Source organism: Methylomonas defluvii (genome assembly GCF_033949435.1).
Classification (GTDB): Bacteria; Pseudomonadota; Gammaproteobacteria; order Methylococcales; family Methylomonadaceae; genus Methylomonas; species Methylomonas defluvii.
Genome location: NZ_JAXARY010000006.1, coordinates 104604 through 122005, shown reverse-complemented (window position 1 = coordinate 122005; position 17402 = coordinate 104604). Strand labels below are relative to the sequence as shown.

At 50.0% G+C, this 17402-nt stretch carries 20 protein-coding genes; 18 read left to right on the top strand and 2 right to left on the bottom strand.

Going from position 1 to position 17402, the window contains the following annotated elements; translation table 11 throughout:
- The first annotated feature begins 323 nt into the window (after positions 1-323).
- The 4 genes from QLH52_RS08435 to QLH52_RS08420 all read left to right on the top strand — a co-directional run bounded on the left by QLH52_RS08435 (position 324) and on the right by QLH52_RS08420 (position 3055).
- Positions 324-1163 (top strand): TOBE domain-containing protein, encoded by an 840-nt coding sequence (locus QLH52_RS08435; RefSeq protein ID WP_171696338.1) that lies wholly within the window; start codon positions 324-326, stop codon positions 1161-1163.
- A gap of 254 nt (positions 1164-1417) precedes the next feature.
- Positions 1418-1993: a hypothetical protein gene (locus QLH52_RS08430; RefSeq protein WP_101051838.1), complete on the top strand. Its 576-nt coding sequence runs from the start codon at positions 1418-1420 to the stop codon at positions 1991-1993.
- A gap of 35 nt (positions 1994-2028) precedes the next feature.
- A complete protein-coding gene (locus QLH52_RS08425; RefSeq protein WP_319961224.1) occupies positions 2029-2337 on the top strand; it encodes a rhodanese-like domain-containing protein in 309 nt (102 codons plus the stop codon).
- Between the two features lie 10 nt (positions 2338-2347).
- A complete protein-coding gene (locus QLH52_RS08420; protein ID WP_033157020.1) occupies positions 2348-3055 on the top strand; it encodes a dinitrogenase iron-molybdenum cofactor biosynthesis protein in 708 nt (235 codons plus the stop codon).
- Between the two features lie 90 nt (positions 3056-3145).
- Here the strand turns inward: QLH52_RS08420 and QLH52_RS08415 are convergent, their stop codons facing one another.
- Positions 3146-3793 carry a DUF2959 domain-containing protein gene (locus QLH52_RS08415; RefSeq protein ID WP_319961222.1) on the bottom strand — a complete coding sequence of 216 codons (648 nt, stop codon included), beginning with the start codon at positions 3791-3793 and terminating at the stop codon, positions 3146-3148.
- Between the two features lie 375 nt (positions 3794-4168).
- Here QLH52_RS08415 and QLH52_RS08410 point away from each other — a divergent pair, with 375 nt between their 5' ends.
- A complete protein-coding gene (locus QLH52_RS08410) occupies positions 4169-4330 on the top strand; it encodes a hypothetical protein (RefSeq protein WP_165385922.1) in 162 nt (53 codons plus the stop codon).
- Positions 4331-4561: 231 nt separating this feature from the next.
- On the opposite strand, the gene QLH52_RS08405 is transcribed toward QLH52_RS08410, so the two are convergent.
- Positions 4562-5872, bottom strand: coding sequence for a replication-associated recombination protein A (locus QLH52_RS08405; RefSeq protein WP_319961221.1), 1311 nt, complete (start codon positions 5870-5872; stop codon positions 4562-4564).
- Positions 5873-5960: 88 nt separating this feature from the next.
- Between QLH52_RS08405 and accA the strand changes: the two genes are divergently transcribed.
- The 13 genes from accA (at position 5961) to truD (ending at position 17396) form a co-directional block, all read left to right on the top strand.
- Positions 5961-6935, top strand: coding sequence for an acetyl-CoA carboxylase carboxyl transferase subunit alpha (gene accA, locus QLH52_RS08400; RefSeq protein WP_319961220.1), 975 nt, complete (start codon positions 5961-5963; stop codon positions 6933-6935).
- Between the two features lie 66 nt (positions 6936-7001).
- Complete coding sequence (gene tilS / locus QLH52_RS08395; RefSeq protein WP_319961219.1) at positions 7002-8333, top strand: tRNA lysidine(34) synthetase TilS; 1332 nt, start codon at positions 7002-7004, stop codon at positions 8331-8333.
- Between the two features lie 28 nt (positions 8334-8361).
- Positions 8362-8556 (top strand): hypothetical protein, encoded by a 195-nt coding sequence (locus tag QLH52_RS08390; protein ID WP_033158827.1) that lies wholly within the window; start codon positions 8362-8364, stop codon positions 8554-8556.
- A gap of 2 nt (positions 8557-8558) precedes the next feature.
- Complete coding sequence (locus QLH52_RS08385; RefSeq protein WP_319961218.1) at positions 8559-8756, top strand: hypothetical protein; 198 nt, start codon at positions 8559-8561, stop codon at positions 8754-8756.
- Between the two features lie 13 nt (positions 8757-8769).
- The gene (locus QLH52_RS08380) at positions 8770-10242 is read left to right on the top strand and encodes a diguanylate cyclase domain-containing protein (RefSeq protein ID WP_319961217.1); all 1473 of its coding nucleotides are present in this window, start codon (positions 8770-8772) and stop codon (positions 10240-10242) included.
- A gap of 128 nt (positions 10243-10370) precedes the next feature.
- Positions 10371-12008 carry a CTP synthase gene (locus tag QLH52_RS08375; protein WP_033158830.1) on the top strand — a complete coding sequence of 546 codons (1638 nt, stop codon included), beginning with the start codon at positions 10371-10373 and terminating at the stop codon, positions 12006-12008.
- Positions 12009-12020: 12 nt separating this feature from the next.
- Positions 12021-12854, top strand: coding sequence for a 3-deoxy-8-phosphooctulonate synthase (gene kdsA, locus QLH52_RS08370; protein WP_319961216.1), 834 nt, complete (start codon positions 12021-12023; stop codon positions 12852-12854).
- Between the two features lie 9 nt (positions 12855-12863).
- On the top strand, positions 12864-14147 hold the full coding sequence (gene eno, locus QLH52_RS08365; RefSeq protein ID WP_033158832.1) for a phosphopyruvate hydratase: 1284 nt from the start codon (positions 12864-12866) through the stop codon (positions 14145-14147).
- Positions 14148-14250: 103 nt separating this feature from the next.
- Entirely contained in the window at positions 14251-14541 is a 291-nt protein-coding gene (locus QLH52_RS08360) for a septum formation initiator family protein (RefSeq protein ID WP_319961299.1), read from the top strand.
- Between the two features lie 3 nt (positions 14542-14544).
- Complete coding sequence (gene ispD / locus QLH52_RS08355) at positions 14545-15240, top strand: 2-C-methyl-D-erythritol 4-phosphate cytidylyltransferase (RefSeq protein ID WP_033158833.1); 696 nt, start codon at positions 14545-14547, stop codon at positions 15238-15240.
- Positions 15237-15710: a 2-C-methyl-D-erythritol 2,4-cyclodiphosphate synthase gene (gene ispF / locus QLH52_RS08350; RefSeq protein WP_033158834.1), complete on the top strand. Its 474-nt coding sequence runs from the start codon at positions 15237-15239 to the stop codon at positions 15708-15710. Before ispD ends, ispF begins: the two co-directional genes overlap by 4 nt.
- A 143-nt stretch (positions 15711-15853) precedes the next feature.
- Entirely contained in the window at positions 15854-16336 is a 483-nt protein-coding gene (locus tag QLH52_RS08345; RefSeq protein ID WP_319961215.1) for a hypothetical protein, read from the top strand.
- 22 nt (positions 16337-16358) lie between these two features.
- Positions 16359-17396: a tRNA pseudouridine(13) synthase TruD gene (gene truD / locus QLH52_RS08340; RefSeq protein WP_033158836.1), complete on the top strand. Its 1038-nt coding sequence runs from the start codon at positions 16359-16361 to the stop codon at positions 17394-17396.
- Positions 17397-17402 lie beyond the last annotated feature (6 nt).

Below are 17402 nucleotides of genomic sequence, written 5' to 3'. Positions count from 1 at the left end.
TTTATTTTCCGCCGCTTCACTTACGTCAATATAGAGGCTGTTCGTTGTGATCACACTCATTGCCGTGAGAAAACAGACTTTGCGATAACGGTTTTTGGGGGCCATGGTTTACCTATTAAGCGGGTTAAATGCCTTGGGTTTATGATAATGTCCTGGCTTTTGTATGACTTTGCTATGGTGTTCATCGCGGCCAAGGAATGTTGGCAGTCTACTTTTCGTTATGTACAAAAGTAAATAACGAAAAACAAAAATAACTTATTTCAATGTGGGAAATAGTGTTTGTTGCCAATCCGTTTTGTTCAAATCAGATAAATAATTGAATAATGTCTACACCAGAGAAAAATCCAAAGGCGCTAGAACTCCCTTGGCTTGAAGGTGAATTGCGTCTAGCCGGCATTTTGGATCGGCGCATGATCAGCTTGCTACGGGCAATAGAGCAAAGCGGATCTATCAATCAAGCCGCCAAACAGGCTGGATTAAGCTACAAAGGTGCGTGGCAGATGATAGAGCGTGCAAATAATCTGGCTCCGAAGGTTTTAGTAGCCACCGCGACGGGCGGCAGCAAGGGAGGCGGTACCAAGCTAACGGCGGCGGGTTTGTCCTTGCTCAAGCTATTTGCCCGCCTAGAGGATCAGCATCGCGCCCTTTTGCAGCAGCTCAATCAAAGCTTGATCGACGATCCGGATGTAATGCTTTTGTTGAAACGTCAGGTGATTAAAACCAGTGCCGGAAACCAGCTGTTCGGAACGATTGCCAAGATCCATTCTGGCGCAGTAAACGTCGAAGTATTTGTGTCATTGAAGGGGGGAGAGCAAGTTGTTGCCAGTGTGCCGTTGGCAACATGTGTAAATTTGCAATTGAAGGTAGGCGGCGACGCCGTGTTATTGGTCAATGCGCCGGATATTTTGGTGTTGGGTGATGATGATCTTGGGTTTCATGGATTGTCGGCGCGGAATCGTCTGGCTGGTCGTGTGATTCGCATCCATTTTGATGGTGTGGATTCTGAAGTGATTATCCAATTACCCAGTGGCGAAACCATTGCCGCTACTATCACCCAGATTAGCGCTGAGGCTCTTACACTCAAACCGGGCGCCAATGCGACAGCCGTGTTTAAGAGTAATGCTGTGATCTTGGCTGCATTGGTGCCTACCGGCGACTGTTAGCTAGGCCGATAAAGATATTCGTTATAAATCCTACAAATCTTAAATAATCATCATTCGATAATTGTCGCGTTTGCGACATTGTCGGGTCGCTTCGCCGCCAAACTGCCGGTTTCCGCGAATGATTCCCATCAGAAAACCAAGCAAAAACCGTCTCAACCATGGGTTTGGTGTGGTTTTAGTCGTCCTGGCAAGTGTTTTGCTTGCATGCTGTTAACGACTTTTCATTCATTACCTTTCATTGGGGATTTAAGCAGATGCTACTTGAAAAATACGACAGCCAAGGGCTTTTATGGATCACTACCTTAGTTGGCAAAACCAGCAAAGCCGGCATTTCGGCGTTTCGCGGCGACTTGGTGTTGGTCGAAGGCGAGTTGCGTGAAGGGTCGACGAATATTCGTGACCGGAAAACCCCGGAGCTGGTGATCAATCAATCAGCGATATTAGCCGACAGCGACAAAATTCTGTTTATCAACGGCTTGTTTTTCCAATTGGAGGATCTGCCGGTATTCGTTGAAAAATATAAGGATGCCTTGACTCCTGAAACCGTCACGCTGTTTTACGTGCAAAACATCGCCAAACCAACGCAAATCGTTTTAGACGGCGTTGTCTTCAATTTATTGCCGCATCAGGAAGGCATGGTTTGGAATTTGATGCTGGAAGAGCTTTATATCGAAAAATCCGATCTGAAAGGCCAATCCGGCGAAGACAAGGTCATCACTGCATATGAGGCAGCCAAGGGCTATAAAATCAAAGCCGAGTCGATCAGTTTGGAGACAGCTTTATCGCAAACTATTGAGGTTAAGAAAGATTTAGCCGTTGGGCCGGTTTAAGTTGGGTTCCGCGGACCTTTTTTGGGGAATGCGCCATGAAAAATTTTAAAACTATTTCCGCTGTCGATTCCGAAAAGCTGATCGCTGAACAGCAACCGATGATATTGGATTGCCGTGATCTCAAGGATTATCGGGCCGGGCATATCGACAATGCCATGCATGTCCACGAGCAATTGCGCGATTCGCTGTTAAAAAAAGCCGACAAGGCCAAACCTTTGCTGATTTATTGCTATTACGGCCATGCCAGCGAGCATTTGGCGGAAATGTTCGGCGATTTTGGTTTTCAACAGGTCTACAGCATGGCCGGCGGCTATGCCGACTGGAAAGAACAGTACAAACTTTAAGGGTGACGCTATGGAACAATTATCACGAGATCTGGCTTTGCGTATTGCACTGGCTTCGCGGATTTTGCCGGGAGTAGATGTACCGAAGTTGATCGGTGTGTTGCACGAAAAAGTCGGCTCGCCGTTGGATGACGAAAAACTGAAATCGATTACCGTTACCAATCTGAAGACCGGCATCGGAAGTCTGGATGGCGAGGAAGACGGCGAAGATATTGGCATCGGTTTGGAAAACATCAAGCTGGCGGTCCGGTATTTGTGGGGCGAGGAAGACGAAGATGAGGGGCTGCCGGAAATCATGCCTTATAAAGAGGGTGATATTCCGGAGTCGATCCGGGTGGCGATTGCCTCCAATAGCGGGCAGCTATTGAACGGTCATTTTGGTTCCTGCATCCGGTTTTTGGTCTACCAATTGTCCCGATCTGATATGCGCTTGATCGATATTCGCTCGACAGTGGAAGCCGACAGCGCCGACGACAGAAATCTGTTCCGGGCCAATATGATCAAGGATTGCCACGTATTGTTTGTGCAATCCATTGGTGGGCCGGCGGCCGCCAAGGTGATCCGTGCCGATATTTATCCGATCAAGGAACCCGATGTGATCGATGCGGTGGAGAAACTCACTGAGTTTCAGAAAGTGTTTGACGCTGCGCCGCCTTGGATGGCGAAGGCTCTCGGTAAAAGTGCCGAGGAGCGGAAGCGTTTCGCTCATCAGGAATAAGGTTCTGAAATTGTGCGTCTTACCCTTTCCGTGGAGAGGGTAAGTTTTTGTTCCGCTTAGCTTTGGCCGTAATAATTCAATCGCGGATCGTTACTGCTTTTCCATCGTTTTGATAAACGCATCTGCCTCGTTAATCGACTTTTCCATTTCCACAACCAAAGCCGATACATCCGATTTAACCGAGTCCAGCTGACCTTTTAGCGAAGCAATGGCCTGGGCATTCAGATTGTGTTTCAGATACAGCACCTGATCGCGAAATACGCTGAGTACCGGCTCGATTTTGGTTTCGGCTTTGCGCATTGCCGCTAGTAATTGTTGATAGTGCGCTTTGGTGGCCGTCAACTTTTGCTGGCTGTTCCGTCTTAGTGAAACATTGCTGTATTGGGTTAGTTCGGTTTCCCATTCGCTGAATAGTGCGTTGGAGACGTCCTCTATATCAGCGATGCGCTTGTTCACTTCCGCCGCTTTCTTGACGCTGGCCTCATATTCACCGTTCAGTTTGTTGTAGGTGGCTTCCAAATCGCCGCCTTTGAAATTGGTCATCACGGTGAATTGTTCGAGCGCCGACTTAAATTGTTGCTTGGTTTCCTCTTGAGTATCCCGGGCTTTTTCCACGCGATGCACCATCACTTCGCGTTTGGGTATGCCAACTTTCTCCAGGCCGCTGTAATAGGCGCTGGAGCAGGCGGCTAAGTCAAACATCAACAAAAACAAACTAAATCGTGAACTGAATTTCATAAAAGCTCCGTGGGTTGGTGGATGCATTATAAGCCCGTGTTCGTGTACTTCAACTTCGGGTGCTTACGGGGTTCTGACGCAGCTAGACTGAGTGTGGACGTTCGATTGTGAATATATTCACATATTTGACTTGGTGTTTTAAAACGCAATAAACATCAATAAGCAAACTCCAGATTTAATCAGGGTTACAGTAGATCTGGATATTTTTGAAAGTAAAATAATGCGATAGCTATTCAAAATTTATCGATTGCCGGTGGCGGATGATTCGATTTTAGGTTTTACTTAAGCCACGTTTTCGAACAGGGCATTGAAGATTTGGGATGATTTAAAAACTATTAAATTTTTAATTATTATTTTTTATATTAGGTGGCGCAAATGAACGAATTAAAAAAAGATGTATTTATCGGTTCTGTATCATTTTTAGGTATAGTCGCTTTTGTTTCCGGGCAATTTATATTGTCAACAATGATGTTTGGGGTGGCGGCATTATGGAGTACGATTCTATTAAATAATCGTGTGCAAGCAGTTAAGAATTGAAAGTTTTTCAATATAGTCAGAGACTTGCAAGCGATATTTTTCATTATTCGCTTGTGTTCATACTCCCGTAGTCTCATGGGTCTACGGGAGTTTTTTTTTGCCTAGATGATATTAGTGGTAAGAGTTAGAAAGTGCCGCTGTCGATAATATCAAAGTTGTCATCGTTTTTATGATCTATTCCGCATTGGCCAATTTTAGCTACGCCGGTAGATTACGTGCGGGTTTGAATTTTTATAACTTCCTTAAAAAGCCCAGTTTCTCTTTTATTTTTATCTCCAAACCGCGCTCCACCGGAAAATAATACTGCCTGTTTTTTAATGATTCAGGGAAGTAGTTTTCGCCGGCGGCATAAGCATTTTTTTCGTCATGGGCATAGCGATACTCCGCACCGTGTCCCAATTCCTTCATTAATTTGGTCGGCGCGTTGCGCAAATGGATAGGTACTTCCAGCGAGCCGCTATTGCGGGCGTCCGCCATCGCGGCTTTATAGGCGACGTACACTGCGTTGCTTTTCGGCGCACAGGCCAGATAAACGATGGCTTGTGCCAGCGATAGTTCGCCTTCCGGACTGCCTAGTCGTTCGTATGCATTTGCGGCGTTCAACGCTAATTCCAGGCCGCGCGGGTCGGCATTACCTATGTCTTCGGATGCCATGCGAATCACTCGGCGGGCGATATACAAAGGATCGCAACCACCGTCCAGCATTCTGGCAAACCAATAAAGAGCGGCGTCCGGATCGGTGCCGCGTACCGATTTGTGTAAGGCCGAAATCTGGTCATAAAAAATATCGCCGCCCTTATCGAAGCGGTTCGCATGGCCCAGCAGCACTTCGTCCAGCACTTCCCGATTCACTGTTTCCCGACCGTCGAGGTTTTCAGCCAGGTCGGCGGCGATTTGCAAGATGTTCAGACAGCGGCGGGCATCGCCGTCGGCGGCTTTGGCGATCATCGTCAATATATCGTCTTCGATCAGCAAATTGCGGTCACCCAGTCCGCGTACTTTGTCGGTCAATGCGTTGTGCAGCAAGGCTTGCAGATCTTCGGTTTCGATACTGCGCATCACGTAAACCCGCAAGCGCGACAACAAAGCGTTATTCAATTCGAACGAAGGATTTTCGGTGGTGGCACCGAATAAAATAATCGCGCCGCTTTCGATGGGGGCCAGCAAAGAATCCTGCTGGCTTTTGGAAAAACGGTGAATCTCGTCGATAAATACCACGGTATTCAGATTGCGGCTTTGTTTGACCTCTTCCGCCTCGGCCACTGCGGCCCGGATTTCTTTCACGCCGGCCATGACTGCCGACAATTCGATGAAATGGCAATGTGCGCTGGCGGCAATGATTTTGGCTAAAGTGGTTTTGCCGACGCCGGGCGGCCCCCAAAATACCAACGAGTGCGGCGCACCTTGTTCGATTGCCACACGTAGCGATTTGCCCTTGCCCAGCAGGTGCTGCTGGCCGATGAAATCGTCCAGCGTAGTCGGTCGCATTCTGGCCGCAAGTGGCGCATAGGCAGTATTGTCAAAGGCGGTAGCATTCTTCATTTGCGGGGACTCGGTAAAACAAATAGGCAATAGCGGCATTTTTCTTTAGAATTGCCGACCATTTTATTGATTCTAATGCCGGATTGACATGGATTTAAAATTCTTAGATTTCGAACAGCCGATTGCCGAACTACAGGCCAAAATAGAAGAGCTGCGTAAGGTCGAACTCGACAACAATTTTGACATTTCCGAAACCTTGAAGCAGCTTGAGCAGAAATGCGAGAGTTTGACGGAAAGCATTTTCGCGGATTTGTCGGACTGGCAAATCTCGCAATTGTCCAGACATCCGGGCCGGCCTTATACGCTGGATTATATCGATCTGATATTCACCGAATTTCACGAATTGCACGGTGATCGCTCCTACGCTGACGATCCGGCCATCGTCTGCGGCATGGCTCGCCTGCAAGGTCAGCCGGTGGTGGTGATCGGTCATCAAAAAGGCCGCGATACCAAAGAAAAAATTTATCGCAACTTCGGTATGCCGCGTCCGGAAGGTTATCGGAAGGCGCTGCGGGTGATGAAGCTGGCCGAACGCTTCAAGCTGCCCATCATTTGCTTGATAGATACCCCGGGGGCTTATCCGGGGATCGGTGCCGAGGAGCGCGGTCAAAGCGAGGCGATTGCCCGCAATCTGTTCGAAATGTCCAAATTGCGCACCCCGATTATTTGTACAGTAATCGGAGAAGGTGGTTCAGGTGGCGCGTTGGCCATCGGCGTGGGTGATAGATTATTGATGCTGGAATACAGCACCTATGCGGTTATATCGCCGGAAGGTTGTGCTTCTATTTTATGGAAAAGTGCCGATAAGGCCCAGTTGGCTGCGGAAGCGATGGGCATCACTTCAGACCGCGTACGCGAACAAGGTTTTCTGGATGAAGTGATCCGCGAACCCGTTGGCGGCGGTCATCGCAATTTCGAAAAAATTGCCGCCAATCTGCAAGAGGCTTTGTGCAGACATCTGAACGAACTTCAGCAACAGGCGGATAATATGGATCTGCTGCTGGAAAGACGCTATCAACGCATTATGCGTTTTGGTTCGTACATCGAAGAGCCAGTCAAATAACACCGTCAGTTAATTTAGTTGTTCGATAAGAGGCCGAGTCAAATCGGCCTTTTTTGTGAGTAAACCATGCCCGATCTCAATTCTCAGGTCATCGCTGCATTATTACCTGCCGCGTATCGGAAAGTTTTCGTTGCTTATAGCGGCGGCTTGGACTCGACGGTGCTGCTGGATTTATGCGTTGGCTTGCCGTCGCTCACCGGCAAAATTATTGCCGTTTATGTCGATCACGGCTTGCAAGCCGAGTCGGCGGGATGGGGTGAGCATTGTCGCCGGCAAGCAGAGCGCTTAGGTGTGGATTTTCAATTGTTAACGGTTGATGCGCGGGCCAACAACGGCGAAAGCCCGGAGGCGGCGGCACGAGAGGCCCGTTATCGGGCGCTACAGGAATTATTGGCTGTCGACGATATTATCCTGCTGGCCCAGCACCGCGAGGATCAGATGGAAACCATGCTGTTGCAATTGTTCAGAGGCGCCGGTGTGTCAGGCTTGGCCGGCATGCCGATTACCAGTGCGTTTGGGAAAGGACAACTGCTGCGGCCGCTATTGAATGTGGCCAAGGTCGAGATACAACGCTATGCGCAAACTCAAGGTTTACAGTGGGTGGAAGATCCCAGTAATCAAAGCAGCGATTTCGGCCGCAATTACCTGCGTAACGACATTCTTCCCTTATTAAAACAGCGCTGGCCAGCACTGGATAAAACGGTTGCGCGTTCGGCCGGGCATTGTGGCGACGCGGCACGGATGATAGATGTTTGGGCGGAGCAGATCTTGCAGGCGGTTGTCGATCCGACCGATGGCAGTTTCAATATCGCCGATTTATCAGCCCTCACGGCAATGCAACTGAATTGTCTTTTACGGCACTGGCTTGGCCGCAAGGGTTTAAAGCCGCCGAGCCAAGCGGTATTGCAAACGCTGGTTGAGCAGTTGATTGGTGGGCGTGCCGATGCGTTGCCGCAAATTAATATTCAAGGCCATTCCATCCGAAAATATCGGCAAAAATTGTATTGCATCCCTCTGCAACGTTTACAAAAAGAAACTCAGGCAAAGCCGTGGAACCAAGAGCAGGAGCGGATAACCTTAGGCAATGGCTATGTATTGACCAGAAGCACTGCATCGGCCGGGCTATCTAAAAACTTGTGGAATAGTGCGATAGTGACGGTGGAGCCAAGGCGGGGTGGCGAAACGTTTAAAATGCCTGGCCGAGCCGGTCATCATTGTCTAAAAAAACTTTATCAAGAGGCTGGGGTTCCGCCTTGGGAAAGAGAAATTCGGCCTTTGATTTATTTAAATGGCCGCTTGGCTGCGGTAGCAGGCTTATGGATAGCGGAATGGGCTTGGCTCAGCGCGACGGACGCTTGTTACCAATTGGATTGGCGCGCACTCGAAAGCATGCAATGATAGGCAACGAAAACTGTTAGGAGGTGTCATGTTGATGTTTCCCGAGATACTTCAGGCCATGATTGTGGGCATGATGGTCGCGATTCCGGCGATCCTGATCTATAAAAAAGCCGGGCTAAACCCAGCGTGGGCGGCGCTAGTGTTTTTGCCGGTCTTTGGATTATTGATCGTGTTTTTGCAATTGGCCTTCCAAGAGTGGCCGAACACAAAACAGGAGCGCTAGCCATGGAACTATTTTTTGTGTTGTTACCGGTATTCATGCTGTTTTGCCTGTGGTTGGGCTATCTGATTTTGGAAAAAGCCGGATTCGATGGGCGCTGGGTCCTGGTTTTGTTGGTGCCGGTGCTTAACGTCATCATGATTTGGGTGTTTGCGTTCAGCACTTGGCCTAAGTTACAAAGTGGCGTAGATCAGGGCTTATAAGCGGCCGCCTGACATGACCGAAAAGACCCGCGGCAAGCTTCCGGCGATTTTCATTCCGGTGGTGTTATTCATCGTATTTGATGCGGTGGCGCTGGGGCTTAATTTTTGGATTTCTGCAAAGCTGGAAAAGAGTGCGTTGGCTATTAATTTGTCCGGCCGCCAGCGGATGTTGTCGCAGCGCATGACCAAATCGCTGCTGATGTTGCATGTCGCGCAAACCGACGCGGAAAAGCACAACGCTTTTAGCGAATTTTCCGATGCCGTCGATTTGTTCGATAAAACCTTAAATGGATTTTTGCAAGGCAGCATGACCAGTAGCGGTGATGGCAAACCGGTTTATCTGGCTGCCACCGAAGCCCCCAATACGCAAATGATTACGGTATCGGCGTCCCAGCTTTGGACTTTGATCCACAAACGTTTATTGCCGGTTGAACAAGGTGGTGCAGGGGTTGATGCCGAGGTTTTGCGGCCGGCATTAAATACATTGTTGATGCATAACTCGCAATTGCTGGGGTTGATGAATGAACTTACTACAGCATTGCAGCAGAACGCTACCAAGGAAGTGTTCTACTTGCGTACCTTGCAAGCTAGTCTGTTATTACTGGCGCTGTTGAATTTTGCTCTGGTCTGCAAACGTTTGCTGGCGCAAATCAAGCAATCGCAGGGCAATGTGCAGGCCTTGCGCAATATTATCGATTCCATCGAGACCGGTATCGTTTTGTATGGCCGAGACGAAAGTGTGCTTTCCGTCAATAAGGCCGCCAATCAGTTGTTCGGATATGGCGATCAGGTCTTGATCGGCAAGCCTTTAAAAGAACTGATTTTTGCGGACAATGCTCGAATGCTGGGGCTGCGGCGCGACAATTCCACCTTTGTCGCCAAAATCAACACTCAAACCCTGTTCGAGTTTAACGATCAGATTAGTTTGTGCACGATTACCGATGTCAGCGAGCAGGAGCGCAAGGAAAAACAATTAATGCATTTGGCGTTTCATGATCAACTCACCGGTTTGCCGAATCGTGGTTTGTTGATTGAGCGCTTGCGGCAAGACTTGCTGCGCGCCAAGCGCGATTCGACATTTTTGGCAGTACTGTTTTTGGATTTGGACGGTTTCAAGGATGTCAACGATGAAATGGGGCATGATGCCGGCGACGAATTACTGCGAGCGGTGGCTAGACGTTTTGAACAATGTTGCCGTGAAGTCGATACCGTCGCGCGCTTGGGCGGCGATGAGTTCGTATTTGTTTTGACGTCGTTGCACTCGGTGTTAGCAGCCAAGCAAGTGGCGCTAAATGTGTTGAAAGCGATCAATCAAGCATTTTTAATTCATGGAAAGACTGTCAAAATTGGTGCCAGTATCGGCATTGCCATGTATCCCACCGATCATTTCGAAGCCGAATTGTTGATTAAATGTGCTGACGATGCGATGTATCTGGCAAAGCAACGTGGCAAAAATCAGTTGGTGTTTACTGCCGAATGTCGTTGATGTTTTTCAATAATCGAGATCCCTGCCCAGCTTGCTTTGGCAATTAAAAAGGCAATTGCACCATAAAACTGTTAGAATTTGCCGCTTTTCGACCCCCTTGCTATTGCTTAACAGGGCGCCAAACGTTCATGACAAAATTCATATTCATCACCGGCGGAGTGGTTTCATCCTTGGGAAAAGGGATAGCCGCTTCATCGTTGGCAGCCATCTTGGAAGATCGCGGCCTGAAAGTTACTCTCACCAAACTCGATCCTTATATCAACGTCGATCCCGGCACCATGAGCCCGTTTCAACACGGCGAGGTGTTTGTTACCGAGGATGGCGCGGAAACCGATCTGGATTTAGGCCATTACGAGCGGTTTTTAAAAACCACGATGGCCAAGAAAAACAATTTCACCACTGGTCAGGTTTACGAGCAAGTGTTGCGTAACGAGCGCAAGGGCGAGTATCTTGGCGCGACCGTACAGGTTATTCCGCATATCACCGACGAAATCAAACGCCGCGTTTATGCCAGTGCAGAAGGTACCGATGTGGCACTGATCGAGGTCGGCGGCACGGTTGGTGACATCGAATCTCTGCCGTTTTTGGAATCCATCCGGCAAATGGGCGTGGAATTGGGCCGAGACCGGGCTGTGTTCATTCACCTGACTTTGGTACCTTACATCAAGTCGGCCGGCGAGATTAAAACCAAACCGACTCAGCATTCCGTAAAAGAGCTGCGCACCATCGGTATTCAGCCGGACATTTTGATTTGCCGTTCCGAGCAGCCGATTCCGGCCAGTGAGCGTAAAAAAATCGCCTTGTTCACCAATGTTAACGAGAAAGCGGTTATTTCCGCGATTGACGCCGATACCATCTACCGCATTCCACTGTTACTACGCGAACAAGGATTGGACGACATCGTGGTAGCGCAACTGCGCCTCGACGTGCCGCCGGCTGATTTGTCGGCTTGGGAGAAAGTGGTCGATGGCCTGACTCACCCCACCGATGAAGTCAATATTGCCATTGTCGGTAAATATGTCGATCACACCGATGCCTACAAATCCTTGAATGAGGCTTTGATTCACGCTGGGATCCACACCCGTCACAAGGTGCAAATCACTTATATCGATTCCGAAACCATCGAAGCCGAAGGCACGGCAAAGCTGAAAGATGTCGATGCGATTCTGGTGCCAGGCGGCTTTGGTGAGCGCGGCGTAGAAGGTAAGATTTCTACGGTACGCTTCGCCCGCGAGAACAAGATTCCTTACTTGGGCATTTGTTTGGGCATGCAGTCCGCGGTTATCGAGTTTGCTCGCGATGTGGTCGGTTTGGAAGGCGCGCATAGCACCGAGTTTTTGCCGAATAGCCCGCACCCCATCATCGGCTTGATTACCGAATGGATGGATGAAGCCGGACAGTTGAATGTGCGCGATGAAGATTCCGACATCGGCGGCACCATGCGCTTGGGCGCGCAAAAATGCCGTTTAAAATCCGATTCGTTGGCGTTCGAGTTGTACCAAAAAGACGTGATCACCGAGCGCCATCGCCATCGTTACGAATTTAACAATCAGTATTTGAAGCAATTGGAGGCGGCGGGTATGCGTTTCTCCGGTAAATCACTGGATGGCCGTTTGGTGGAGATTATCGAATTGCCGGATCATCCCTGGTTTTTGGCCTGCCAATTCCATCCTGAATTCACCTCGACACCGCGTAACGGTCATCCGTTGTTCTCCGGCTTCGTCGAAGCGGCCGCCAAACACAAGAAACACCCTTTAGGGGCATAAACAAGGTTAAACATGCAATTATGTAATTTCGAAGTCGGCCTGGATCAGCCGTTTTTCCTGATCGCCGGCACCTGTGTGATCGAAAGCGAACAAATGACGATGGACACTGCCGGCAAATTGAAAGAAATAGCCGACGAGTTGAATATCCCTTTCATTTATAAATCGTCATTTGACAAGGCCAACCGTTCATCCTTGGGCAGTTTTCGCGGGCCAGGTCTGGAAAAAGGTTTGCAGATTCTGGAAAAGGTTAAGCAACAATTGCATGTGCCGGTTTTGACCGATGTGCATGAAGATACGCCGCTAGAAGAGGTTGCGGCGGTGGTGGATGTGTTGCAAACTCCGGCATTTCTATGCCGCCAGACCAATTTCATTCAAAGCGTTGCTGCTTTGGGTAAACCCGTAAATATCAAAAAAGGCCAGTTTTTAGCACCTTGGGATATGGCCAATGTCGCTGCCAAAGCCAAGGCCACCGGCAATCAGCAAATCATGGTCTGTGAGCGCGGCGTATCGTTTGGCTATAATAATCTGGTTTCGGACATGCGTTCGCTGGCAGTGATGCGCGACACCGGTTGCCCGGTGGTTTTCGACGCCACCCATTCCGTGCAGTTGCCGGGCGGGCAGGGAAATGTCTCCGGCGGCCAGCGTGAGCATGTGCCTGTGTTGGCGCGCGCGGCAGTCGCAGTGGGCATTGCCGGGCTTTTCATGGAATCGCATCCCAAACCGGAAGAAGCGTTGAGCGACGGTCCCAATTCCTGGCCCTTGCACCGCATGAAAGAATTATTGGAAATGTTAGTAACGATAGACCGGGCTGTTAAATCCACCAGCCTGATTGAAACCACACTATAGGGCAAAATAATGGCAAGAATAGTAGACGTAAAGGCAAGAGAAGTTCTGGATTCACGCGGAAACCCAACCGTGGAGGCGGAAGTATATTTGGCATCCGGCATCGTTGGCAGCGCGATGGTGCCATCCGGCGCCTCCACTGGCGAACGCGAAGCAATTGAATTGCGCGATGGCGATAAAGCCCGTTATCTGGGCAAAGGTGTGTTGAAAGCGGTTAATTTCGTCAACACCGAAATCCGTGAAGCCGTTGTAGGTATGGATGCCAACAACCAAGCTGCACTGGACGAAAAAATGATTGCCTTAGACGGCACCCCAAGCAAAAGCCGTATTGGCGCCAATGCTATCCTGGGTGTTTCCATGGCGGCTGCCCGTGCTGCCGCGCAAGAAGCCGGCGTACCGTTGTACAAATTCCTCAACAAATCCGGCGAATTCATCCTGCCTGTACCAATGATGAACATCATCAACGGCGGTTCTCACGCTGACAACAGCGTGGATTTGCAAGAATTCATGATTCTGCCTGTCGGCGCGCCAACCTTCCGTGAAGCGATTCGTTACGGCGCTGAAGTATTCCATAACCTAGCTAAAGTATTAAAAAGCCGCGGTTTGGCGACTACGGTGGGTGACGAAGGTGGCTTTGCGCCTAACTTGTCTTCTAACGAAGAAGCCATCGAAGTCATCCTGGAAGCCATTGAAAAAGCTGGTTACAAAGCGGGTGAAGACATCTATTTGGGTATGGACGCGGCCGCTTCTGAATACTTCGATGACGGCAAATATGTGTTGTCCGCAGAAAACCGTAGTTTCAACTCCACAGAAATGGTCGATTTCCTGGCAGCCTGGGTGGATAAATATCCCATTATCTCCATCGAAGACGGTTTGGACGAAAACGACTGGGACGGCTGGAAATATCAAACCGAAAAATTGGGCGGCAAAATTCAATTGGTCGGCGACGATTTGTTCGTGACCAACCCTGCCATCCTGAAAGAAGGTATCGAGAAGGGCATCGCCAACTCCATTCTGATCAAAGTCAACCAAATCGGTACCTTGACCGAAACGCTGGCCGCTATCGATATGGCTGCTGCTGCGGGTTATAGCGCCGTGGTTTCTCACCGTTCCGGCGAAACCGAAGACACCACCATCGCCGACTTGGTGGTCGCCACCGGCACCGGCCAAATCAAAACCGGTTCACTGAGCCGTTCCGACCGGGTTGCCAAATACAACCGCTTGATGAAAATCGAAGACGAGTTGGGCGACAAAGCCAAATACGCCGGCCGTAGCGCGTTTAAAATGCTGAAATAAAAAAGCGTAGGTTGGGTTACCCTTCGGGTATAAAAGCTCGATAGAGCGTAACCCAACACGTCGACTTCTAAGTTGGGTTAAGCCCTCGCGTAGGGCTAACCCAATCTACAGATCGAGAGCAGCCATTAAAACCCTGATCGCCATCATCATTCTGTTAATCGTTCACTTCCAGTATCGGTTGTGGCTAGGTGATGCCAGCGTCTCGCAGATTAGCGATTATCGGGAACGCCTGGATACGCTGACTAAGGAAGCCCAGGAAAAAAAGGAACGCAACGATTCCTTGTATGCCGAGGTGCTGGATTTGCGCCGTGGCTTGGAAACCATCGAAGAACGCGCCCGCTACGAGTTGGGCATGATCAAGGAAAACGAAACTTTCTTTCAAGTGCTTGAGTAGAGCATGAATCAAATTCAAAAGTGCTGGGCAGTAGTCCCGGCAGCCGGCGTCGGCAAACGCATGCAAGCCGATCGCCCCAAACAATATCTGCCGCTGGCCGGCAAAACCGTCATTGAACATACCTTAGACCGATTATTGCAGTCCGGCGCTTTTCAAGCCGTGGCTGTAGCAATATCCATTGAAGATCCGTATTGGCCGGAGTTGGATGTGTCTAAACATCCGCAGGTGATTACCGCACCTGGCGGGAAAGAGCGGGCCGACTCGGTACTCTCGGCTCTGAAATCTTTGCAAGGCCAGGCCGCCGAAGACGACTGGGTGTTGGTGCATGACGCCGCCCGGCCTTGTCTGACTGCCTCCGATATTCATCTGCAAATCGACACGCTAAAAGACGATGCGGTCGGCGGCATACTGGCGCTGTCTTCACACGACACGCTGAAGCACGTCGACGGCGACACGATTACTGCAACGATAGATCGCAAACATGTCTGGCGGGCCTTGACCCCACAAATGTTCAAATACGGCATGTTGCGCGACGCCTTGCAGCAAACCGAAGGCAATCCGGCCATTACCGACGAAGCCAGTGCGCTGGAATTGTTGGGTTTCCAGCCGAAAATCGTCGAAGGCCGTCCCGATAACATCAAAATCACCCGGCCGGAAGATCTGGCGCTGGCGCAATTTTATATGGAGCAACAAGCATGATCCGAGTCGGCCAAGGCTACGACGTCCACCGTTTCAAAGACGGCGACTACATCATTTTGGGTGGCGTGAGAATTCCTTACGAAAAAGGCCTGGAAGCCCATTCCGACGGCGACGTGGTATTGCATGCGCTGGCTGACGCCATCCTCGGCGCGGCGGCTTTAGGTGACATCGGCAAACATTTCCCCGATACCGATCCCGAATTCAAGGGCGCCGACAGCCGCGTGTTACTGCGCCACGTTTATAAAATCGTCCAAGAAAAAGGCTACAAATTAGTCAACGCCGATGTGACCATCATCGCCCAGGCACCGAAAATGCTCCCCCATGTGCCGGCCATGTGTGCCAACATCGCCGCCGACTTAGCTGTCGATGTTGATTTCATCAACGTCAAAGCTACTACCACCGAGAAACTGGGTTTCGAAGGGCGCAAGGAAGGTATTGCGGTGCAGGCGGTGGTGTTGATCGAGAAATAAAAGCGTTGCCAGTGTCTGATCGAGCCAAATGAGGTACTCACCGCGAACCTTCTGGCTTTTACCATCGGTGCGGCCTTCGTTCGGTATGCGGTGCATACCCACAGATCTTTGGTGTTGATGCTCTGTAAATTAAGGAGTCGACTGTGAGTAGAAATGACGCAATAAGCGAATTTATTGCTTACGGCTTCGAGCATTATGGAGACGGTTTTGGAATTGTTCTTTTTGGTATCACTATCCTTATTAGTTCCGGGATGATTCCTTGGCTAAGCGGCAGGCAAAAAAGAGGAGTTAAAGGGTATTTAGACGCGCAAAATGACTCACGTCCGCCAACCATAGAGGAAGAGTATTGTCACTCGCACTACCTTACGTTTAAGGCTGGAATCTTCTTTGTTGTGTTAGGTGTTTTTTTATACTTTTTCAACCAAGCTAATTTTCTGAACATTTGGGTTTACTACGCGATAGGCTCGAGTAGAACAACGAAAACTTCAGTTAGGGAGGTCAGGGCGTGCGCAGCGTTCCCTGACAATTTCATGGTGGCAACCCCCGGTATGTCGCGTGACCGCTTGGCAACCGCTCCTGTGTTGCTCTGCCTCCCGCATCCATGCAGTCGTATCGCGGAAACATGACCTAAGATATTTTACAAGTCCAATGACAGATTTTAGTTTACCCGAATGGCCTTACGCCTACGGTGGCCCGTACGGTACCGGCGCCATCAAAACCGAGCCTGAAGATTTCGTCGTCGAAGAAATTCTATCGTTTGAGCCAGAAGGCAGTGGCGAGCATGTATTCCTCCATATCCAAAAAATCGGCGAAAACACCGAATATGTCGCGCGGCAGTTGGCTCGCCATGCCGGTGTCAGACAACACGATGTCAGCTACGCCGGTCTGAAGGATAGACATGGCCGCACCCGGCAATGGTTCAGCGTGTGGCTGCCGGGTAAGGCTGATCCGGATTGGTCAGCTATCGAAACCGACAGGTTGCAGGTTTTGCAAACGGTCCGGCATGCCCGGAAACTTAAGCGCGGCGTATTGGCCGGCAACCGCTTTACTTTGCTGATCCGCAATTGGACAGGCGATCAAGAACTTGCCGAAAAGCAGTTGCAACACATCAAAGCCCAGGGTTTTCCAAATTACTTCGGCCCGCAGCGTTTCGGGCATCACGGCCAAAATATCGATCGTGCATTGGCGATGTTTGCCGGTGCCAAGGTCAAACGCGAACAACGTTCCTTGTATCTGTCGGCGGCGCGCTCGTATTTGTTCAATTTAATCTTGGCCCGGCGCGTCGAGCAAGCCAATTGGCAGCGTGCGATAAGTGGCGATGTATTCAAGCTAGACGGCAGTAATAGCTGTTTTACCGGCGATACCAACGACGTCAGTCTCTCGGCACGTGTCGAGCAGGGCGATATTCATCCCACCGGGATCATGTGGGGTCGTGGCGGTAAGATTGCCACAGCTGAGGCTGGTGCGATAGAAGACGCCGTGATTGCCGCTAACGCAGCCGTAGCCGACGGATTGCTTGCGTTTGATCTGGAAGCAGATCGTCGGGCCTTGCGCGCATTGCCGCAAGATATGGCGTGGCAGTGGTTGGACAATCAACTCAAGTTGAGCTTCAATTTGCCCGCCGGTAGCTATGCCACCGCCTTGTTACGGGAAATTATCGGTGATGCACCTGGTGCCGGTGATTGAATTTGC